Annotated in this window: 15 protein-coding genes; 5 read left to right on the top strand and 10 right to left on the bottom strand. The window is 72.5% G+C overall.

Going from position 1 to position 19,426, the window contains the following annotated elements; all coding sequences use genetic code 11:
* Positions 1-9 precede the first annotated feature (9 nt).
* A complete protein-coding gene (locus tag HNR10_RS21740; protein ID WP_179826403.1) occupies positions 10-2,019 on the top strand; it encodes a tetratricopeptide repeat protein in 2,010 nt (669 codons plus the stop codon).
* Between the two features lie 4 nt (positions 2,020-2,023).
* On the opposite strand, the gene HNR10_RS30855 is transcribed toward HNR10_RS21740, so the two are convergent.
* Together HNR10_RS30855 and HNR10_RS21735 are read right to left on the bottom strand one after the other, a co-directional pair.
* The gene (locus HNR10_RS30855) at positions 2,024-2,224 is read right to left on the bottom strand and encodes a DUF397 domain-containing protein (RefSeq protein WP_218898875.1); all 201 of its coding nucleotides are present in this window, start codon (positions 2,222-2,224) and stop codon (positions 2,024-2,026) included.
* A gap of 41 nt (positions 2,225-2,265) precedes the next feature.
* Complete coding sequence (locus tag HNR10_RS21735; protein WP_179826402.1) at positions 2,266-3,258, bottom strand: stage II sporulation protein M; 993 nt, start codon at positions 3,256-3,258, stop codon at positions 2,266-2,268.
* A gap of 110 nt (positions 3,259-3,368) precedes the next feature.
* Here HNR10_RS21735 and HNR10_RS21730 point away from each other — a divergent pair, with 110 nt between their 5' ends.
* The gene (locus HNR10_RS21730) at positions 3,369-4,172 is read left to right on the top strand and encodes an RDD family protein (RefSeq protein WP_179826400.1); all 804 of its coding nucleotides are present in this window, start codon (positions 3,369-3,371) and stop codon (positions 4,170-4,172) included.
* A gap of 90 nt (positions 4,173-4,262) precedes the next feature.
* Here HNR10_RS21730 and ahcY (HNR10_RS21725) read toward each other — a convergent pair whose 3' ends face one another.
* Both ahcY (HNR10_RS21725) and ahcY (HNR10_RS21720) read right to left on the bottom strand, forming a co-directional pair.
* A complete protein-coding gene (gene ahcY, locus HNR10_RS21725; RefSeq protein WP_179826398.1) occupies positions 4,263-5,525 on the bottom strand; it encodes an adenosylhomocysteinase in 1,263 nt (420 codons plus the stop codon).
* Positions 5,526-5,701: 176 nt separating this feature from the next.
* A complete protein-coding gene (ahcY, locus tag HNR10_RS21720; protein ID WP_218897930.1) occupies positions 5,702-7,138 on the bottom strand; it encodes an adenosylhomocysteinase in 1,437 nt (478 codons plus the stop codon).
* Positions 7,139-7,265: 127 nt separating this feature from the next.
* On the opposite strand from ahcY (HNR10_RS21720), the gene HNR10_RS21715 reads away from it, so the two are divergent.
* Together HNR10_RS21715 and HNR10_RS21710 are read left to right on the top strand one after the other, a co-directional pair.
* Entirely contained in the window at positions 7,266-7,682 is a 417-nt protein-coding gene (locus tag HNR10_RS21715; RefSeq protein WP_179826394.1) for a MerR family transcriptional regulator, read from the top strand.
* 195 nt (positions 7,683-7,877) lie between these two features.
* On the top strand, positions 7,878-9,020 hold the full coding sequence (locus HNR10_RS21710; RefSeq protein ID WP_179826392.1) for a hypothetical protein: 1,143 nt from the start codon (positions 7,878-7,880) through the stop codon (positions 9,018-9,020).
* Between the two features lie 109 nt (positions 9,021-9,129).
* Here HNR10_RS21710 and HNR10_RS21705 read toward each other — a convergent pair whose 3' ends face one another.
* From HNR10_RS21705 to HNR10_RS21690, 4 genes are all read right to left on the bottom strand, one after another.
* On the bottom strand, positions 9,130-10,494 hold the full coding sequence (locus HNR10_RS21705) for a protein kinase domain-containing protein (protein ID WP_179826390.1): 1,365 nt from the start codon (positions 10,492-10,494) through the stop codon (positions 9,130-9,132).
* A gap of 155 nt (positions 10,495-10,649) precedes the next feature.
* The gene (locus tag HNR10_RS21700) at positions 10,650-10,826 is read right to left on the bottom strand and encodes a Trm112 family protein (protein ID WP_082376097.1); all 177 of its coding nucleotides are present in this window, start codon (positions 10,824-10,826) and stop codon (positions 10,650-10,652) included.
* Positions 10,827-10,938: 112 nt separating this feature from the next.
* On the bottom strand, positions 10,939-12,294 hold the full coding sequence (locus tag HNR10_RS21695) for a phosphomannomutase/phosphoglucomutase (RefSeq protein WP_179826388.1): 1,356 nt from the start codon (positions 12,292-12,294) through the stop codon (positions 10,939-10,941).
* Positions 12,295-12,426: 132 nt separating this feature from the next.
* On the bottom strand, positions 12,427-12,828 hold the full coding sequence (locus HNR10_RS21690) for a DUF3499 domain-containing protein (protein ID WP_179826386.1): 402 nt from the start codon (positions 12,826-12,828) through the stop codon (positions 12,427-12,429).
* A 240-nt stretch (positions 12,829-13,068) separates the two neighbouring features.
* Between HNR10_RS21690 and HNR10_RS21685 the strand changes: the two genes are divergently transcribed.
* Entirely contained in the window at positions 13,069-13,464 is a 396-nt protein-coding gene (locus HNR10_RS21685) for a metallopeptidase family protein (protein ID WP_179826385.1), read from the top strand.
* 889 nt (positions 13,465-14,353) lie between these two features.
* On the opposite strand, the gene HNR10_RS21680 is transcribed toward HNR10_RS21685, so the two are convergent.
* Both HNR10_RS21680 and HNR10_RS21675 read right to left on the bottom strand, forming a co-directional pair.
* Entirely contained in the window at positions 14,354-15,925 is a 1,572-nt protein-coding gene (locus HNR10_RS21680) for a DUF5719 family protein (RefSeq protein ID WP_179826384.1), read from the bottom strand.
* Between the two features lie 3 nt (positions 15,926-15,928).
* Entirely contained in the window at positions 15,929-19,351 is a 3,423-nt protein-coding gene (locus tag HNR10_RS21675) for a glycosyltransferase family 2 protein (protein WP_179826383.1), read from the bottom strand.
* Positions 19,352-19,426: the final 75 nt, after the last annotated feature.

Genomic DNA, 19,426 nt, shown 5'->3' with positions numbered 1-19,426 from the left:
GATGTGGGCATGGTCTCTCCCCCCGACGCTCATGACAACGCCGTCCATGGTGCCGTGTCCGGCCAACTGGTTCAGGCCAGGAACATCCACGGCGGTGTGACGATCAACGTCCCGCCCGCACCCCCGGCGCCGCTCTCCGACGTGTCTTTGGACCCGCCCCGTCTCGCCACGGCCGTGCGCGGCCGGGATGAACTCCTCGCGGAGCTCGGTGCGGCCATGGAGGTGGGCGCGCCCGTCCCCCACGTGCTCACCGGACCCGGCGGGTTCGGCAAGACGACCGTGGCCGCCGCTCTGGCCGAGCAGGCGCGCGCGGACGGTTGGACGGTGTTCTGGGTGCGGCCGGGCAGTGTCGCGGCGAGCATGCTGGAGGCCGCGGTCGAGGTGGGCGGGTCCCGGGCGGAGGCCGATCGGGTACGGCCCACTCGGCGCCAGGCGGCCCGGTGGGTGTGGCGACACCTGGACAATGCGCCCCGGCCGTGGCTGCTTGTCATCGACAACGCGGACCGTCCCGAGGAACTGGATCCGGAGAACCGCCCCGGCGACCAGCTGGGCTGGATGCGGGCGAGTCCCGGCGGGTTCGTGCTGGTCACGAGCCGTGTGGACGATCCCGCACAGTGGGCGCCGGCGCGGGTCCATCGGATCGGCCAGCTGGACGGCGACGCGGCGACCGGGGCACTCTCCGACCATGCGGGTCTGGTCGGCCTCCCCGGAGCCCGCGCACTCGCTGAGCGTCTGGGCGGAGTCCCGTTGGCGCTCTTCCTGGCCGGACGCATCCTGGCGACGCATCAGGTGCTGTTCCCCGACGCGCGGGCGCTCCTACACGGCCTGGACCAGGGCGTGTCGAAACTGGACGAGTTGGCCGCGCCTCTCGTCAGTGGCGGCGACACCGAGCGAACGCTGCTGTCCGGGGTGTGGGAGCTGTCCCTGCGGTTGGTATCGGAGAACGAGCCGAAAGCCGCCGTCCTTCTACGGCTGCTGTCCGTACTCGGCCCCTTCGCCAGTGAGATCCCCCTGCGCAGGTTGCCGATCACGGAACTGGGCGCCGGTGTTCTCGGGCGCCTGAGCGAAGCAGAGCTCGCCCGCCTCGTCAACGCGCTGGTCGTGCACGGGCTGATCAGCGTCGTCTCTCCCCAGGGCGAAACGGCTCTGCGCCTGCATCCGTTGGTCTCGGAGACCGTACGCGCCAGGTTCGGGGAGTCGGACCTGCCCCTGGTGGAGGAGGCCGAGCGGCTACTGGCCCTCCAGCGCGATCATGACCTCGGCTTCGAGCTGCGTGCCCAATCCACGGTCACCGACCTCTATCTCCGGTTGCGGTTCCGGGCCGATCCCGCCGTGATCGACAGCATCGTGTCCGGTGCCCGCAGTCTGATGCTGCTCAACTTCACCGACGAGGCCCTCAGCGTGCTCGAACCAGCCGTGGAGGAGGCCGTGGGGGCCTTGGGGGCATCACACCCCGCCACACTCCGGGCGCAGCACGCGGTCGGCGACGTCTTCCGGGCTCAGGAGCAAATCGAAGAGGCCGAAGCGGTCTACCGGGCGGTGCACCGTGTCCGCGAGGAATCGCTCGGACCCACTCACCCCGAGACTCTGACCACGCGCCACCAACTCGCCCTCATGGCGGGGCTGCGGGGGGATCTGGATACGGCCGAGGAGGGATTCCGTGCTGTGTGGGAGGCACTGGCGGAAGCGGCACCGGAAGATCACACGACCTCGTTGCAGGCGCTGGAGAACCTCGCCTACGTCCGCATGCTCAGGGGTGACCTGGAAGCGGCCGAGGAGGGGTTCCGACACGTGCTGCGGGTACGCAGGGAGGTCTTGGGTTCCAGGCATCCGGTGACGGTGTCGAGCGAGTTCTACGTGGCCAGGAACGCATTCGAACGAGGGGACCACACCAGGGCCGAGAAGGGGTTCGGGCGAGCGTTCAGGGAACGGGTGCGGATCCTGGGCGAGGACCACCCCACGACACAGGCCGCGCGCGAGTGGTGGGAGAAGGCCCAGCGGCGGCTCCGGGAGGGCTGACGAGTCACTGTGTCCGCTCTCCCCGCCAGGGCACGAGGAGGTTCACCAGGCCGGACCACTCACGTGATCCGAATCCCAGGGTCACACCGTCCCGATCCCGGCTGTCCCGTACCACCGTTCCCGGGAGTCGGGTGAAGCCCACCTCGACACAGTTCTCCGCGAAACCGCTGTACGAACTCTTGAACCATTGGGGGCTGCCGTCCAGACGGCCGATGATGGCACGGGAGGCCCCTGCGGTGCGGGGGTTCAGCCGACCGGGACGGCGGCCGGGGCGTCCTCGATGTCGCCGGTCTCGCCCTCCTGGTGGGCCCGGCGGCCGACCGTGAACACGTAGGCGAGGAACAGCGCCTCGGCGAGCACGCCGATGCCGATGCGCAGCCACGTGGTGTGCACCCAGCCCGTGACGAAGCCCTCGATGAGCCCCGAGACGAACAGCACCACCACGAGCCCCAGCACCACCGCGAGGGCCGCCCGGGCCTCCTCCCCCAGGGCGCGCATCCGGGTGCGGTCGCCCGGCGCGATGATCGTCCACCCCAGCTTGAGGCCGACACCGCCCGCCACGAACACCGCCGTCATCTCCAGCAGGCCGTGCGGCAGGATCAGTCCGAAGAACTGCTCTCCCCGCCCGTGGCCGATCATCATCCCCGCCGCGAAACCGAGGTTGACCCCGTTCATCGCCAGCACGTAGAGGGTCGGCAGCCCGAAGGCCACGCCGAAGATGATCGCCTGCGCCGACACCCACGCGTTGTTGGTCCACACCTGGGCGGCGAAGGACCCGGCCGGGTTCTCCACGTAGTAGTTCGCGAAGTCGTGCTCGACGTAGCGGGCCATCTCCTCGGGCGTGCCCACCGCGTGCATCACGTCCGGGTTGGTCACCATCCACACGGCCACGGCCGTCGAGAGCAGCACCGTGCCCGCGGACACACCGATCCACCACCACCGCAGCCGGTAGAGCACCGCGGGGAAGACCCGTGTGAAGAAGCCCGCCGCGTCGCGCCAGGCGGGCGCGTGCGCGCCCGTCACCGCGGACCGGGCACGGGCGACCTGCGTGGACAGCCGGCCCACCAGGGCCGGGTCCTGGCCGGAGGAGCGCACGACCGACAGGTGCGTGGACACCCGCTGGTAGAGGTCGACGAGTTCGTCGATCTCCTCCCCCCGCAGCGACCGGCGTCTGCGCACCAGGTCGTCCAGTCGTTTCCACTCCCGGGCGTGCGCCGCGGCGAAGACGTCGATATCCACGCATTGGACCCTACTGGATCGGTCTCCGCCCGTGACCGCCGGTGCGAACGTGCCTGATGAGTGCCGGGTAATGTCGAGAGGACGATTGCAGTCGGCCCTCAAGGGAGCGTGTGCTGGTGTCCTACCCCGGAGGCGGTGAGACCGGTGGCGACGTCTACGGCGTCACCCCGCTGGTCACGGGTGACGCGGTGGTCCTCGATCTGAGGCCCGCCGGCTTCGCCACGAGGGCCGCGGCCATCGCCATCGACGCCCTGGTCCAGTTGATCGGCCTGGCCGTGCTGATCGTGCTGGTGGCCTGGATGAGCTTCGGCGTGGACGTGGCCGCGACCAGCGCTGTCTCCCTCGCCGGTGTGATCCTGATCCTGGTCGGGTACCCGACGGCGTTCGAGACCATCTCCCGCGGCCGCTCCCTCGGCAAGATGGCCATGGGCCTGCGCGTGGTCGGCACCGACGGCTCCCCCGAACGGTTCCGCCAGGCGCTCGGGCGCGCTCTGGCCGGGTTCGTGGAGATCTGGATGTTCACCGGGGTCATCGCCCTGATCACGTCGATGATCAACCGGGACGGGCGCCGTGTGGGCGACTTCGTGGCCGGAACCATGGTCGTGGAGGAGCGCACCGGGCGCCGCAGGAGCGAGCACATCCCGATGCCGCAGCAGCTCGCAGGGTGGGCGGCCCACGCGGAGCTGTCCGGCCTGGCCGACGAGACCGCCGCGGCCGCCCGCCAGTACGTGCTGCGCTACCAGGAACTGGCCGAGCACACCCGGCACGAGATGGGCGCCCGCCTGGCCGACCAGGTGGCGGCTCAAATCAGCCCGCCACCGCCGCCCGGCACCACGCCGCCCTACTTCCTGGCCGCCGTCCTGGCCGAGCGCCGCCGGCGCCACATGGACACCGCGCAGCGGCCCCGGTACTGACACCCGGGGCCGCCGGCCGATCGGGGCCGAATCCGCCCGCCGCTCCTCGGAGTAGCCGGGCGTCCGACGGCCGTACCGGCCCGCGGGCCGTCAGGGGCGCCAGGAGCTGAGGTAGGCCTCCTGGCCCGGGGTGAGGGCGTCGATGCCCACGCCCAGTTCGGCCAGTTCGAGCCGGGCCACCTCGGTGTCCGTCTCGGCCGGAACGTCCACCACGCCCGGAGCGAGGCCGGCGTGCGAGCGGGCCAGCCACTCCGTGGTCAGGGCCTGCACCGCGAAGGACAGGTCCATCACCGCGGCCGGGTGCCCCTCGGCGGCGCCCAGGTTGACCAGGCGCCCCTCCGACAGCAGCAGGACGCGGCGGCCGTCGGCGAACACGTACTCGTCCGCCTGCTCCCGTACGCCCCGGTTCACCGTGACGGCGAGGGCGTCGAGTGCGGCCAGGTCGATCTCCAGGTCGAAGTGGCCGGAGTTGGCCAGGATCGCGCCGTCCTTCATCCGCTCCAGGTGCTCGGCGCCGATCACGTCCCTGTTGCCCGTGACGGTGACGAACACGTCCCCGACCGGGGCCGCCTGTGCCATCGTCGTGACGGTGTAGCCCTGCATCACCGCGTCCAGGGCCTTGACCGGGTCGACCTCGGTGACCACGACGCGCGCGCCCATCCCGCGGGCCCGCTCGGCCAGTCCCCGGCCGCAGTACCCGAAGCCCGCGACCACGACCGTGCGCCCGGCCAGCATCGCGTTGGTGGCCCGCAGGATGCCGTCGATGGTCGACTGCCCGGTGCCGTACCGGTTGTCGAACATGCGCTTGGTCGCGGTGTCGTTCACGGCGACCATCGGCAGCCGCAGTTCGCCCTCGGCGCTCATCCTGCGCAGCCGGATGACCCCCGTGGTGGTCTGCTCGCAGCCGCCGACGATGCCCTCCAGCAGGTCGGGGCGGTCGGAGTGGACCGTGTTGACCAGGTCGCACCCGTCGTCCAGCAACAGGTGCGGACGCGTCTCCAGCACGGTGACGAGGTTGCGGTCGTAGGCGACGGGGTCCATGCCCGCCCACGCGTGGACCGACACCCCGTACTCGGACACCAGCGCGGCGGCGGTGTCGTCCTGGGTCGACACCGGGTTGGACGCGGCCAGGGCGAGCTCCGCGCCCCCCGCCCGCAGCGCGCGCAGCAGGTTCGCGGTCTCGGCGGTCACGTGCAGGCACGCCGCGATCCGCAGGCCCTCCAGCGGCCGCTCGACGGCGAAGCGCTCGCGCACGCTGCGCAGCACCGGCATGGAGCGCTCGGCCCAGTCCACCCGGCGGACCCCGGCCTCGGCGAGGCCGAGGTCCGCCACCTCGTGTGAGGGCTCGGTCATGTGCACCCGACTGCCAGGGCGTGTACCGCGGGTACTCGCCCTACTGCGCGACGCCCCCGCACGGCTCTCGCTGCGTTCTCATCAGTCAACAGGGGAACCACCCTGACTCCTTCTTCGGCCTTGCGATACCCGCACTGGACCGCCGCTCGCGACGGGCGGCACCCACGGAACACGCCCTAGTAGCGGTAGTGGTCGGCCTTGTAGGGGCCCGCGACGTCGACGCCGATGTAGTCGGCCTGCTCCTTGGTGAGCGTGGTCAGCTTGACGCCCAGGGCGTCCAGGTGCAGCCGCGCGACCTTCTCGTCGAGGATCTTGGGCAGCGTGTACACGGCCACCGGGTACTCGTCCTGCTTGGTGAACAGCTCGATCTGCGCGATGACCTGGTTGGTGAAGCTGTTGGACATCACGAAGCTGGGGTGGCCGGTGGCGTTGCCCAGGTTGAGCAGTCGGCCCTCGGAGAGCACCAGGACGGACGTGCCGTCCTCGAAGGTCCACTCGTGGACCTGCGGCTTGATCTCCTTCTTCGTGACGCCGGGCACCTTCGCCAGGCCGGCCATGTCGATCTCGTTGTCGAAGTGGCCGACGTTGCCGACGATCGCCTGGTGCTTCATCCGGGTGATCTGCTCGGCCATGATGACGTTGAAGTTGCCGGTGGTGGTGATGAAGATGTCACCGGTGTCGATCACGTCCTCCAGGGTGGTGACCTGGAAGCCGTCCATCGCCGCCTGGAGGGCGTTGATCGGGTCGATCTCGGTGACGATCACGCGGGCGCCCTGGCCGCGCAGCGCCTCGGCCGCGCCCTTGCCGACGTCGCCGTAACCGCAGACCACGGCGACCTTGCCGCCGATGAGGACGTCGGTGGCGCGCATGATGCCGTCGGGCAGCGAGTGGCGGATGCCGTACTTGTTGTCGAACTTGCTCTTGGTGACGGAGTCGTTGACGTTGATCGCCGGGAACGGCAGGGTGCCGTCGCGCTGCATCTCGTAGAGGCGGAGCACGCCGGTGGTGGTCTCCTCGGTGACGCCGCGGATGCCGGCGGCGATCTTCGTCCACTTGCCGGAGTCGGCCGCCAGGCTCTTCTGGAGCAGGCCGAGGACGACCGCGAACTCCTCGCTGTCGGCCGTGGACGGGTCCGGCACCGCGCCGGCCTTCTCGTAGGCGGCGCCCTTGACGACGAGCATGGTGGCGTCGCCGCCGTCGTCCAGGATCATGTTGGGGCCCTCGGCGCCGGGCCAGGTGAGCGCCTGCTCGGTGCACCACCAGTACTCCTCCAGCGTCTCCCCCTTCCAGGCGAAGACGGGGACGCCCTTGGGGTCGTCGGGAGTGCCGTCGGGGCCCACCACGACGGCGGCCGCGGCGTGGTCCTGGGTGGAGAAGATGTTGCAGCTGACCCAGCGCACCTCGGCGCCCAGGGCGACCAGTGTCTCGATGAGGACGGCGGTCTGCACGGTCATGTGCAGCGAGCCCATGATGCGCGCGCCGCTGAGCGGCTTGCTGTCCCCGTACTCGGCGCGGGTGGCCATGAGTCCGGGCATCTCGTGCTCGGCGAGCCGGATCTCGTCGCGGCCGAACTCGGCCAGGGACAGATCGGCGACCTTGAAGTCGAAAGCCATGCGTTCCTCACTCGTCATCGTGGTTGCGCCATGATTCTAGAGCCGCACACAGCGCCACGGCACAAAGCTGACAATCAAGTGTCAGCTTTGCCCACCTTGGTCTCGGGTTTCGATTAGTGTCGCCTTCATGGCCGCCCGAGACGACGCCCCGCGCTCACCCGACCGCTCCGCCTGGACGGCCGGGCCCGTCCCGATCTCGACGGCCGCCGAACAGGTCGGCACCAGTGCCCGCATGCTGCGCTACCGCGAGGGTCTCGGGCTGCTGCCCCGCACGCAGGAGCAGCCGACCGGGCGCGGCCACCGGCACCGCAGGTTCACCGAGGAGGACCTCCGGACGATCGCCACGGGCCTGGAACTGGAACGCGAGTTCGACATCCCCCCGGCCGCGCTGGCGTTCGCCCTGCGCGTGCTCGCCGAACCGGACGTGCTGGCGCGCGTGCGCGAGCACGGCGAGCGCCTCGGACGCCTGGCGGCCGCGCCCACCCGTGCGCTGGACTTCGACAAGCAGAAGGCGATGCGGCTCCTCCAGGACCGGCGCCGCTGAGCCGGACCCCGGCCCCACGGGGCCCACCGGCCCCGGGACCTCGCAACCCCGGCCCCACCGGACCCACCAGCACGGGTTCCGCGACCCCGACGCCGGACACGACGCGGGGTTCACACCCGTGCGCGTCCGGTCACGGCCACAGATGGGTCCCCCGGACAGGTTTTGGCGTGGAGCGCACGGGCTACGGAGTCTGACGTGGATACCCTTAGCGGCAGCGCGGCCCCGGACCGTCTCCCGGAGCGCGTGCGCGATGACCTCATGGACGTTGACCGGCTCCGGGCGATCTGGGCCCAGCACCGCCAGGGCCAGTCCCGCGACGCCCGCGGAGCCGCGCGGCGAGCGTCCGTGCACCACCGCGTCCGGCAGATGGGCGGCGGCCCCGCCCTGGAGTCGCTGCTGGAGTCCGCCTCCGGCGACCGGATGTCCGGTCGCCCCGTGACCCCCGAGGTCGTCGAGGAGCTCAACCACGACGCCGCCGCCCTGCCCGACGGCTGCGCCTCCCGCTCGCCCCGGCGCGAGCTCGGCGCCGACCGGGCCCGCCGCCTGGCCGCGGCCGCCGCGCTCCCGGCGCACCCGGTGGTGCGGGCCGCCCACACCTACGCCGAGTGCGTGGCCGTGCTGACCGAGCTGGACGAGTCGGACGCGCCCCGCGACCGGTCCCCGTACGTGCTGCCGTGGGTCCTGGCGTCCCTGGTGCTGCGCCGCGCGGACTTCCCGCCGCTGCTGCCGGACCCGGCGTCGGAGCCGGCCCGGCCGGACGACGCCTTCGTCACCCTGGTGGGCCGGTTCGCCCGCCTGGTGACCGGTGCCCTGCGCGACGAGCTGAGCTGGACCTCCGATGCCGTGCCCCAGCCCCGGTCCGCGATCCCGCCGCTGGCCGCCGTGCTGCGCAGACGCCTGCAGGACTACCTCCACTCACGCGCGGAGTCGGTGTCCCTGATCCTGCGCTCCATGGATCCCGAAGCCCGCGCGTCGGTGCGCTCGGGGGGCGCGGACGCCCCGTCCGCCGACGCCGCCGGCGCCGCCGCCGCGGCGCCCACCGTGCTCACCCCGGGGGCCGCGCACTGGTGGACGGTGCTGGAGCTGGCGGTCGGCGACGCCTCGCTGACCCTGGCCGTGGTGGTCCAGGAGATCGGGCACCCGCGGACCGGTGTGCTCGCGGTGACCGCCAACGCCCGCCTGGCCACCGCCGAGGGAGTACGCGACGCGCTGGACATGACCGGGGAGGACAGCGTCACGGTGATCCCCACCGACTGCGCGGACGACCGCTGGCCCCAGGTGCGCGACCTCGTCGACGAGGCACTCTCCCGCTCCATGCAGGCGCTCACCCGCGTCTGAGACGGCCTTCCGGCGTGACGGACTCCCGGTCCGTCGCCGGCGTGACGGACCCCCAGCGCGGCGATCGCCCTGCGAAACCCCGGCCATGGCCGGGACGCGGGCGCCCGTCCTAGGCGATCGAGAGGATCACGATCAGCAGGACCAGGATCACGATCGTGATCAGCACCGCCGGGATGACCCAGCTCTGCTGGAGGACGGAGTTCTGCTCCACGGGCGGCCGGGGGTGCTGCATCCCGGGACGCGCGAAGGTCTGGTTGGGGTTCATCCCGGTCGCGAGCGGGTTGCCCGCGTGCGGTGCCACGTGCGGCGCGGGCCGCGGCTGGGGGTAGCCGGCGGGGGCTCCGGGAACTCCGGGCATCCCCGGGGTGCCGGGCCGGGGGTTGGAGACCCCAGGGTGGCCGCCGAACCCGTGGCGCGGGTCGGAGCTCACGGGGTGGCCCATCTGGCCCGGCCGCGGGTTGGACATCCCCGGGTGCTGGCCCATGCGGGGGTCCGAGGTCATCGGGGGGTGCCCGCCGGTGGCGTGCTGCTGGGGGTGGGGCGGCTGCGGCTGCGGGGGTCCCTGGGGCCGCATGGGCGGCATCTGGCCGCCGGTGATCAGCCCCGTCTGGGCGATCTGCTCACCCTGCTTGAGGGCGTCGTCGGCGGCGGAGTCGTCCGCCGGGCCGTCGTGGCCCAGCAGGCGCATGAGCAGGGTCTGCGCGTTGGGGCGGTTGTCGGGGTTCTTGTCCAGGCAGGACTCGACGATCGGGCGCAGGGCCTCGTCCATGCCGTCCAGCTCGGGCGGCGCGCTCACGACCCGGTGCACCACCGCCGGCACGGTGTCGGCGCCGAAGGGCGCCTTGCCGGTGGAGGCGAACGCGATGACGCAGCCCCAGGCGAAGATGTCGCACTTGTCGGTGATCCCGCGGCCCTCGATCTGCTCGGGCGCCATGTAGGAGGGCGTACCGACGATCGAGTTGGTCATGGTGGCCGTGCCGTCGTCGACCCGGGCGATGCCGAAGTCGATCACGCGCGGGCCGTCCGGGCCCAGGAGGACGTTGCCGGGCTTGAAGTCGCGGTGGACGATCCCGGCCTTGTGGATGGCCACCAGCGCCGTCGCGGTGGAGACCGCCAGGCGCTGCAGGCGCGAGCCCTTCTGGGTGGCGCCCTTGGCGATGGTCTCCTGCAGGTCCTTGCCGGGCACGAACTCGCTGACCACGTAGGGCGGGTCGCTGTCGAGCTGGGCGTCGATGATCGCGGCGGTGCAGAAGGACGCGACCTTCTGCGCTGCGCGGACCTCCTTCTCGAACCGCTTGCGCAGGTCGGTGTCCTGGGACCACTGGTCGTTGAGGACCTTGACCGCGACTTCCTCGCCGTCCGGGTCCTCCGCGAGGTAGACGATGCCCTGGCCGCCCTTTCCCAGGCGTCCGGTCACGCTGTATTCACCGAACGATGCGGGGTCGCTCGGCCGTAGCGATTCGGGACCGGGCATCTGTGTCCTCCAGGGAGGTCGTCTTGGCGGGGCGCAGCACCAGGGTACGGGTTGTGGGGAATACCGCGGCGCGGTCCCTCACGTCCGAAAGGGACACCTCGTCCCCTGTCGCTCCCGATATGACTGCCGAAACGTCCGTAACGTTCCCTCCGACCTCAACCGATTTTTCGGGCCTCATCGACCAGCAGGACCGGAATGCCGTCCCTGATGGGATAGGCGAGGCCGCTCTCGTCACAGACGAGTTCGTCGGTCTCGGGGTCGTGGCGCAGCGGGGCCTGGCTCTGCGGGCAGGCCAGGATCTCCAGGAGCCAGTCGTCGATCTTCGTGCTCATCGTTCTCGTTCCTCGTATGGTGCCCCGGCCGTCGAAGCCGGAGCCGTGGTGCCGGCGGAGCCGGACGGGCGCGGAACCCTGCGGCCCGCGCCCATCCCTCCATGATGCCCGGTCAGGCTCGGACGATGGACAGGACCTCGTCGCGCAGCGCGGCCACCTGGGCATCGTCGGCCGCCTCCACGTTGAGCCGCAGCAGCGGCTCGGTGTTGGAGGCGCGCAGGTTGAACCACGCGCCGCCGGGCAGGGCGACCGTCATGCCGTCGAGCTCGTCGATCGTGACGCCCTCGCGGCCCTCGAAGGCCGCGCGCACCGCGGCCATGCGGCCGGGGGCGTCGTCGACCCTGGAGTTGACCTCGCCGGAGGCCGCGTAGCGCGTGTACTCCCGGGTGATCTCGGAGAGCGGACGGTCGTCCGTCCCCAGGACCCGCAGGACGTGCATCGCGGCGAGCATACCGGTGTCGGCCTTCCAGAAGTCCCGGAAGTAATAGTGGGCGGAGTGCTCGCCGCCGAAGATCGCGCCCGTCTCGGCCATGGTCGCCTTGATGAAGGAGTGGCCGACACGGGTGCGCAACGGCACGCCGCCGCGCTCGCGCACGATGTCGGCGACCGCGGCCGAGGTGATGAGGTTGTGGATGATCGTCGCGCCGGGCTCGCGCTCCAGCTCCTGGGCCGCCACGAGGGCGGTGATGGCCGAGGGCGGCACGGCCTCGCCCCGCTCGTCGATGACGAAGCAGCGGTCGGCGTCGCCGTCGAAGGCCAGGCCGATGTCGGCCCCGGACTCACGCACCTTGGCCTGGAGGTCGACCAGGTTGTCGGGGTCGAGGGGGTTGGCGGGGTGGTTGGGGAAGGTGCCGTCCAGCTCGAAGAACAGGGGCAGGATCTCCAGCGGCAGGCCGCCGTCCTGCAGGACGGCCGGCACCGTGTGGCCGCCCATGCCGTTGCCCGCGTCCACGGCGACCTTGAGCGGGCGGATCCCGGACAGATCGACCAGGTCGCGCAGGTAGGCGGCGTAGCCGGGCAGCAGGTCCTTCTCCGTCACGGAGCCCCGCGGGCCGTCGTGGGCCGGCACTCCCTTCTCCGCGAGCCGGCGGATCTCGTCGAGTCCGGTGTCGGAGCTGATGGGCGCCGCGCCGGCCCGGCACATCTTGATGCCATTGTACTCGGCGGGGTTGTGGCTGGCGGTGAACATGGCGCCGGGCAGGTCCAGCTGCCCCGAGCCGTAGTACAGGAGGTCGGTGGAGCCGAGGCCGGTGAAGACCACGTCCACGCCCTGGGAGGTGACACCCTCCCCGAAGGCGGTGGCCAGCTCCGGCGATGAGGGGCGCATGTCGTGTGCGACGACGACCGCGGGGCCGCCGACCACGTGCGCGAAGGCCGCTCCGATGGCGCGGGCGATACCCGCGTCGAAGGTGTCCGGGATCACCCCGCGCACGTCGTACGCCTTGAAGATGCTTCCGAGATCAGCCACGTCTGCTCCGGCCCAGTCGGTTCTGCTCCAGATTCGGTCCCGCGCACGGACGGGTCCGCGCGCGCTACAAAACTAGCAAGCGGTCCCCGCGGCCCCCCAGGGGCACCACCGACGGCGACGGTGCGCGTCCGGTCAGTCGCGGGGCCTGCGGGGCGGGCCGGGCTCGCCCCGGCCGGGGTCGGAGCGGACCACGCGCAGGTGTCCGCGGCGCAGGGTCTCGGCGCCCTCGCCGACGGCCTCGTCGGGCTCGCGGCGCGCCGGCGGGCGGGCGGCCTCACGCACGGCGTCGGCGAGCGCCTCCAGGTCGTCGCTCCCGGGGCCTCCGCCCGAGGTCTCCACCGGCAGGCGTACGACCTCCCACCCGCGCGGGGCGGTCAACCGCTCCGCGTGCATGGCGCACAGGTCGTAGCAGTGCGGCTCCACGTAGGCGGCGAGCGGTCCGAGGACGGCCGTCGAGTCCGCGTAGACGTACGTGAGCGTGAATACGGCTGGTTGTCTGCACGCGGTACGGGAGCAGCGTCGAACTGGGCTCACAGCCACTGACTGTATGCCCTTACCGAGGGACACGCCAGCTTCGTGCCATGAACCGGGCCGTTTCGGGTCATGTCCGCACCACGTCCGCGTTCCCGATCCCGCACCGTGTCCGGGGTGCCCCGTGCATCCGCCTCTGGCACGAGTCCACGTTCGAGACGCATGGGACTACGCGCGGGGCCCGGGATGGCTTAGTCTCGAAGTGTGCGACGAGTGCGCCTTTCCAGTGGCCAACCAGACCGAGTGCGGCGCCGGGACCGCCGCGGCCGAGGCATCCGCGGTCCTCTCGTGCCCTCTGACCTGCCGGTATTCCGTAGCCGAGCGCAGGCCTTCGACGACCTTGTCCTGGACGCGGTCGAACGCCTGGAGCGCCTGTGGGCCCGGGAGCTGGCCAACGTGGACTTCCTCGTCGAGGACGTCCCCCCGATCCCGCCCGGCGAGCGTCCGACCGAGGCGATCCCCTTCTCCCGCCTGGACACCGACCCCGCGGGCCGCGCCCGCATCGTGGTCTACCGGCGCCCGGTGGAGATCCGCACCAAGGATCCCGAGGAGATGGCCCTGCTCGTCCACGAGACCGTGGTCGAGGAGGTCGCCAACCTCCTGGGGGTGGAGCCGGAGTCGGTGGACCCGGAGAGCTAGCTGCTGTGCTTTTCTGGGGCCTCCGCTCGTTCCTCGCTTCGGCCCGTGCTCGTGCGCCCGGAAGACGCGCCCTTCGGTCCTTCCGGTGCACTCCCTCGTTCCTCGGGAGTGCACCTCCAGGCCCTCCAGGACGCGTCGGCGCCCTCCTCGTGCTTTTCTGGGGCCGCCGCTCGTTCCTCGCTTCGGCCCGTGCTCGGGGCGCCGAGTAGCCAGTGTTCTTCGTCGTCGACTTGCCTTGCTCGCAGGCTCGCTGCGGCCCCGTCTCCTCCTGCAGAACACTGGCGCGCCCCTCGCGAACCCCCCAGCGGTCCCCTCACCTGTAGAGGCTTCATCCCCCCAGGGGTCCCCAACACTGAACGGCCTACCTTTACCCCCCCTCGGGTGAACGTAGGCCGTTTTCGTGCTGCTTCAACCCCTTGTGGCCTCCGATGCGCGATGGCCTACCTGTCACCCCTTGGGGTTGAGGTAGGCCGTGTCGTGCGGCGTCGACCCCCTGGGCCTGGGGCACATGGGGTCTGCGTATGTGCCTTCGGTGCCTTCCGGGGGGTGGGCGTGGGGCGTCCCTGCTCGGTGTGCCCGTGGGGGTTTGAAGCCTCTACAGGTGTGGGGACCACAGGGGGGTTGCGGGGGGTGTGCGGGGTTGCGTGGGAGGAGCCGGAGCGAGGAACGAGCGCAGGCGACGACGAGGAACCCCGTGCGGCCCCCGCACGGGCCAAAGCGAGGAACGAGCGGCGGCCCAAAGAAAACACAGGGGTGAGGGGCGCGCCGGTGCCTACAGGAGGAGCCAAGCCGGAGCGAGGAACGAGCGCAGGCGCAAGCGACGACGAAGGACCCGGCGTCAAGCGCCCCGAACCCTCGCCCCGAACCCAACCCAACCCCAACCCAACCCTCACACAACTCCGACCATGCTGTCGCGGACCACCGGCAGCTCCACCCGAACGGGTGCCGGATGGACCGGAGCGACGCTGAGCGCCTCCCCCGAGCGCAGCACGCGGGCGGCGTGCACCGAGCCCGCGGACTCCTCCAGCAGCTCCAGGCGGACCGCGTAGGCGTCTTCCGGGTCGGTCCCCGGCGGGCGTTCCCAGGCGTCGTCCTCGGTGCCGAACACGCGTGTGGTGCCCGCGCCGACCGTGATCTTCACGGCGTCGCCCTGGGTGCCGTCGGCCCCGATCGGGGTGGCGATCATCGACACGTCCGCGTCCACCGCGCCCAGGACCAGCTGTGTCTCGACGTCCTCGGGGACGTTGGCCAGGACGGCGGTCGTGTCGTGGGGGAAGGCCAGCGGCTCGACGGCGGCGGAGTAGGCCGTCTCGACGACGTCGCCGCCGGAGTCCTGGATCTCGGCGAGGACTCCCGCGACGACGGGCACGTCCGACTCCACGACCACGGTTCCGGGCTCGCCGTCCAGCGCCGTCTCCAGCGTCAGCCACGCGGACGCGGCGGGGGCGACGTCGAGCACGAGCGGTTCCTCCGCCGTGCCGGTGGCCTCCTCCTCGTCCGCGTCCTCGGGGCGGACCACGTGGACCCGGACCTCGGCGGGCGCGTCACCCGGCGCGGCCACGTACAGCCGGCGTGTGCCCTCGCCGCCGAGCGCTCCGGGAATGACGTGCTCCACGCCCGGGTCCGTCGTGGGCGGGACCCAGTCGGTGGCGCCGGAGGAGTGCTCGGCCAGCAGCGCGGCGCCCACCCGGCCCGTGCTGGTGCGCACGTGGACGCCGATGGCGCCGGTGTTCTGGACGAGTTCGGTCAGGTCGAGTTCGGTGGACTCCCCCGCAGCCAGGGCGATGCCGCGGCTCTCGGAGGAGTAGGAGGGTCCCTCGAGGGTGAACACGTCCACGCTCACGGTGGCGCGCGAGTCCTCGGGATTGGCGAGGTGGGCGGTGAGGGAGTCCACCGCCACGTCGTCGGGGTCGTTTCCGCCGGGCAGGGCGAACCAGGTGCCGATGGAGGGCTCCAGGCAGCGGACCTCGGTGACCTCGTCGTCGGACACGGTGACCTGCGCGGCGTCGAGCCCGGAGGCCAGGGCGCCATCGGCGTGCAGCGCGACGGGGTCGGTCTCCGTGCCCGTGTCGGTGTCCCAGAGCAGGCCAGGCTCGGTGAGCTCGTCGCCGAGGGTGCGGTCGGCCGCCGACGCGTCCACGGCCTCGTCGGTGGGTTCCGCCGACTCCTCCGCGTCCTCGTCGGGCTCGCCCACCGCGGGGACCGGGGCGGCCCGCAGGGAGCCCACGTCGTCGCGGTCCACCCGGGGCGCGAACGCGCGGATCGAGCTGTCGGCGTCGTCGGCGGACTCGTGCGGGGCCGGGCACACGCGAATGGAGTGGTCCGGGCGGACCGTGCCGGGCTCGCTCGCGCCCAGGACGGCGTTGACCGGCCGGATGACGTAGGCGATGCCCAGCATCGTCACCATCGCCAACGCGACCAGCCCGAACAGGGCGAAGCGGTTCTCCACGATCAGTCGCACGGGTTACTCCTGCCCCTCGTTCGCGGTGGTGCTCGTACCGCCGCCGGAGCGGCCACGCCCGTCCCTGCCGCGGGTCCGCCGCCGGGTGCCCCGGGTTCCGCGCCGCCGGCCGCCCTCGCGGGCGACGGGCAGCGCGCCGGTCGACACCTTCTCCTCCGGGCGGTCCGGCACCGCCCGTTCGGACGCCTCGGTCCCGGCGCGGGCGCCCCTGGACCGGCCCGACCTGGACCGGCGGCGCGACCGCCGCAGCCCCTCGGGGCGGCGGGGCCGGGGCGTGGGCGTGGACTCGATGAGCCGCACGTCCTCCTCGGTCCGCACGCCCGGTGCGGCCAGGACCGCCACCACGACGACCAGGACGGCCTGGGTGACCAGCCACGCGGTGTGGACGTAGTCGGTGTGCCACACGCGCACCTCACCGCCGTCCACGGGCAGTTCCCAGGCCTGGTTGCCGTGTTCGGTGGACACCGGGGCCAGTTCGGTGCCGTCGAGGGTGGCGCGCCATCCGCCGTCGGCGGGCTCGCCCAGGGAGAGCACCCGCCCTGCGCCGCCGGGGGCCGCCCGCGCGGTGAGGTCGCCCGCCTCGCCCCGCACGGTCAGCGCCTCGGCCGCGATGCCGTCCTCGGCCACCACGCGCAGCGCGCCGCCGGAATCGCTCAGCCGCCAGAGCGCGTACTGGTCGGACAGCGACTGGCGTTCCAGTCCGGGCGTCCCGTCGAGGGTGTCGACCATGGTGGTGTCGGAGGGCCCGGCGATGTCGGGGCGCGGGTAGAGCACGTACTGAACGCCGTAGTCGGCGAGGGTGAAGAGCTGGTCGCCGCCGTGACCCACGGCCAGTTCGGCGACGGCCCGCTCCATGACCGCGCGCGCCTCCGGCGAGGGCGTGACGCGCTCCTCGCCCAGCCGCGGTTCGCTCCCGCGCACGATCACGTAGTCCACTGCCCCGTCCCCGTCCGGGGTCACCACCAGGGTGCGCGGCCGGGTGCCGTCCTCGCTGAGCGTCTCCAGGGCACCCGGGACGACGGGGACGAAGTCCGCGGTGACCGGCCCGTCCACGCCCTCCCACATCCACAGCGCGGCGGCTGTGACGGGAGTGGCCATGGCGAGCGCGGCCACACCGAGGGCGAACACGCGTCGGCCGCCGCGCCCGAACCAGCGCCGGAGACCGCCGGCGTCCGTGCCGTCGCCCCTGGCCATCTCGCCGAACGCGCGGGCGGCACTGGCCGAGGCCAGCAGGACCGCGGTGGCGGCGAAGGCCAGGGCCACCCCCGGCCAGACCGCCGCCGGCGGTCCGCCGAAGTACGGCTCGATGACGATCCGGCTGGTGAGGACCGCGACGAGGATGCCGAACAGGGCCAGCGTCCATCCCGCCGCGACGAGCATCCGGTTGCGGAGCAGCAGGAGTGAGCACAGGGCCGCGGCCAGGAACCCGGAGGTCACCCAGAACGGCGGGGCGCCGGGGCCGCCCGGGGAGAGCATGAGCGGTTCGTAGGGGGCCGCGCCCGGATCCGAGAGCTCGGGCCGGTGCAGGCCGGCCTCCAGCAGCCACAGCGACGGGTGTAGCAGCAGCTCCAGCGACCACGGCATCAGCAGCACGATCGGCAGGGCCAGGCTCAGCAGGATGCTCACGTGGATGCGGCGCCCCAGGTGGGCGAAGGCGACCGCGACGAGAACACCGGTGGCCGCGCACAGCAGCCACACCATCGGCACGAAGGCGGTGGCCACGGCCAGGGTCAGTCCCAGCCCCCAGGCGGCCCGCCGCGAGTGCCGGGGCGGCATCGAGACCACCCGTACCAGCAGGAGCCCGAGCACCGGCAGCAGCGCGTGCACGAGCGCGGTGCCCAGGCGGCCCTGGGCGACCGCGCCGATCGCCACGGGCAGCAGTGCGTAGGCACCGGCCATCCACAGGCGGGCCGGCCGGTAGCGCAGCACCTCGCGGGCCAGGAGGTAGGCGGTCAGTCCCGCCAGCGGCACGCAGCCCAGCAGGATGATGGTCACCGCCAGCCACGGCTTGCCCAGGGTCAGCGTGGACAGCAGCGCGAGCAGCCCGACGTAGGGCGGGACGGGCCCGTCCGAGCCCAGACCGCTGTCGGGGTACCCGGACAGGTACAGCGACCACAGGTCGCCCGCCGTGCCCGCGACCGGCGGCAGGGCCCCGCCGGCGAGCATGTCGCCGAACAGCAGGGAGCGCCCGGCGACCAGGGCGACCACGACCAGGCCCCCGACCAGGAGCGGACCGGGCCGCAGCAGGACGCGGCGGACGAAGCCGTTGCGGTCGTCGGGGGTCTCGTCGTCCCCGTCGGTGCCGGGTTCGGCGGTCACGGCCTGGTGCCGGCCGGGGGTGTTGCGCACCGGGTCCCCGGACAGCACGCCGGTGACCGCGTCGTGGAACTGGCGCACGGCCACGCCGCGCGCCAGGAACGGCCGGATGGCGCTGTAGGTGCGGCGGCGGTCGCGGCGGCGCCGGAAGCGCGCGCGGGCCAGCCGGAAGGGCCGCAGGTACACGAGCGTGATCGCCGCAGCCTCGTCCAGTGCGTTGGCGGGCTGCTTGATGAGCAGGTACATCAGCACGCGCAGCAGCGAGCCGACGGAGTTGCGCAGCAGGGCCGCGACCATTCCGCCGAAGGGCAGGTTGGCCAGCAGTACGAACACGGCGTGGCGCCGGTCGGCCCGGCGCGGGTGGTTGCGGGTGGCAGTGATGGGCCGCCGGCGGCGTGCCGAGGCCTCGGCGTGGTAGGCGACCGCGTCGGTGACCAGGACCGCGCGCAGGCCGGCGCCGCCCACGCGCCAGCAGAAGTCGATGTCGTCGCGGAAGAGCGGGAGGGCGGGGTCGAAGCCGCCGAGCCGGTCCCACACGTCGCGGCGGATGAGCATGCCGGCGCTGGAGACGGCGAGGACCTGGCGGTTGCCGTCGTGCTGCCCGTGGTCGAACTCGCGCTGTTCCAGTCCGGTCTCGCGGCGGCCCGCGCCGTCGATGGTGACGCCGGCCTCGACCAGCAGGCGGCGGTCGAACCAGTCGCGGAGCTTGGGCCCCAGGACGGCGGCGCGCGGGTCCTGGTCGGCGGCGGCCAGGAGGTGTTCGAGGGCGTCGTGCTCCGGGGTGAGGTCGTCGTGGACGAGCCAGATCCACTCGGTGGCGTCGTCGTCGAAGCCGCGCACGGGCGTGGTGGAGCGTGGCAGCTCCAGGGCGGCACGCACGGCGTCGCCGAAGCCGGTGTCGGCGGGCAGGTCGAGGACAGCGTCGGAGGGCAGGTACTCGGCGAGCGTGTCAGGGCTGTCGTCGGTACTGCCGGTGTCCGCCGCCACGACGCGTTGGACGGGCCGGGTCTGTGCGCGGACCGCCGCCAAGGTCTCCGGAAGCCAGCGGGCACCGTCGTGGTTGACGACGACCACGGTGACGACGTGTCGGGCGGAATCCTGGTCAAGCACGGCTGTGGTGGGTTCTCTCCGGGAGAAGGGGTGGGCACCGGTGTCCGGGCCCGTGCGGGTACCGGCCGCGGAGGC

The organism is Nocardiopsis aegyptia (assembly GCF_013410755.1).
GTDB lineage: Bacteria > Actinomycetota > Actinomycetes > Streptosporangiales > Streptosporangiaceae > Nocardiopsis > Nocardiopsis aegyptia.
The sequence above is the reverse complement of the archived record's forward strand: the minus strand, read 5'-3'. Positions and strand labels throughout refer to the sequence as shown.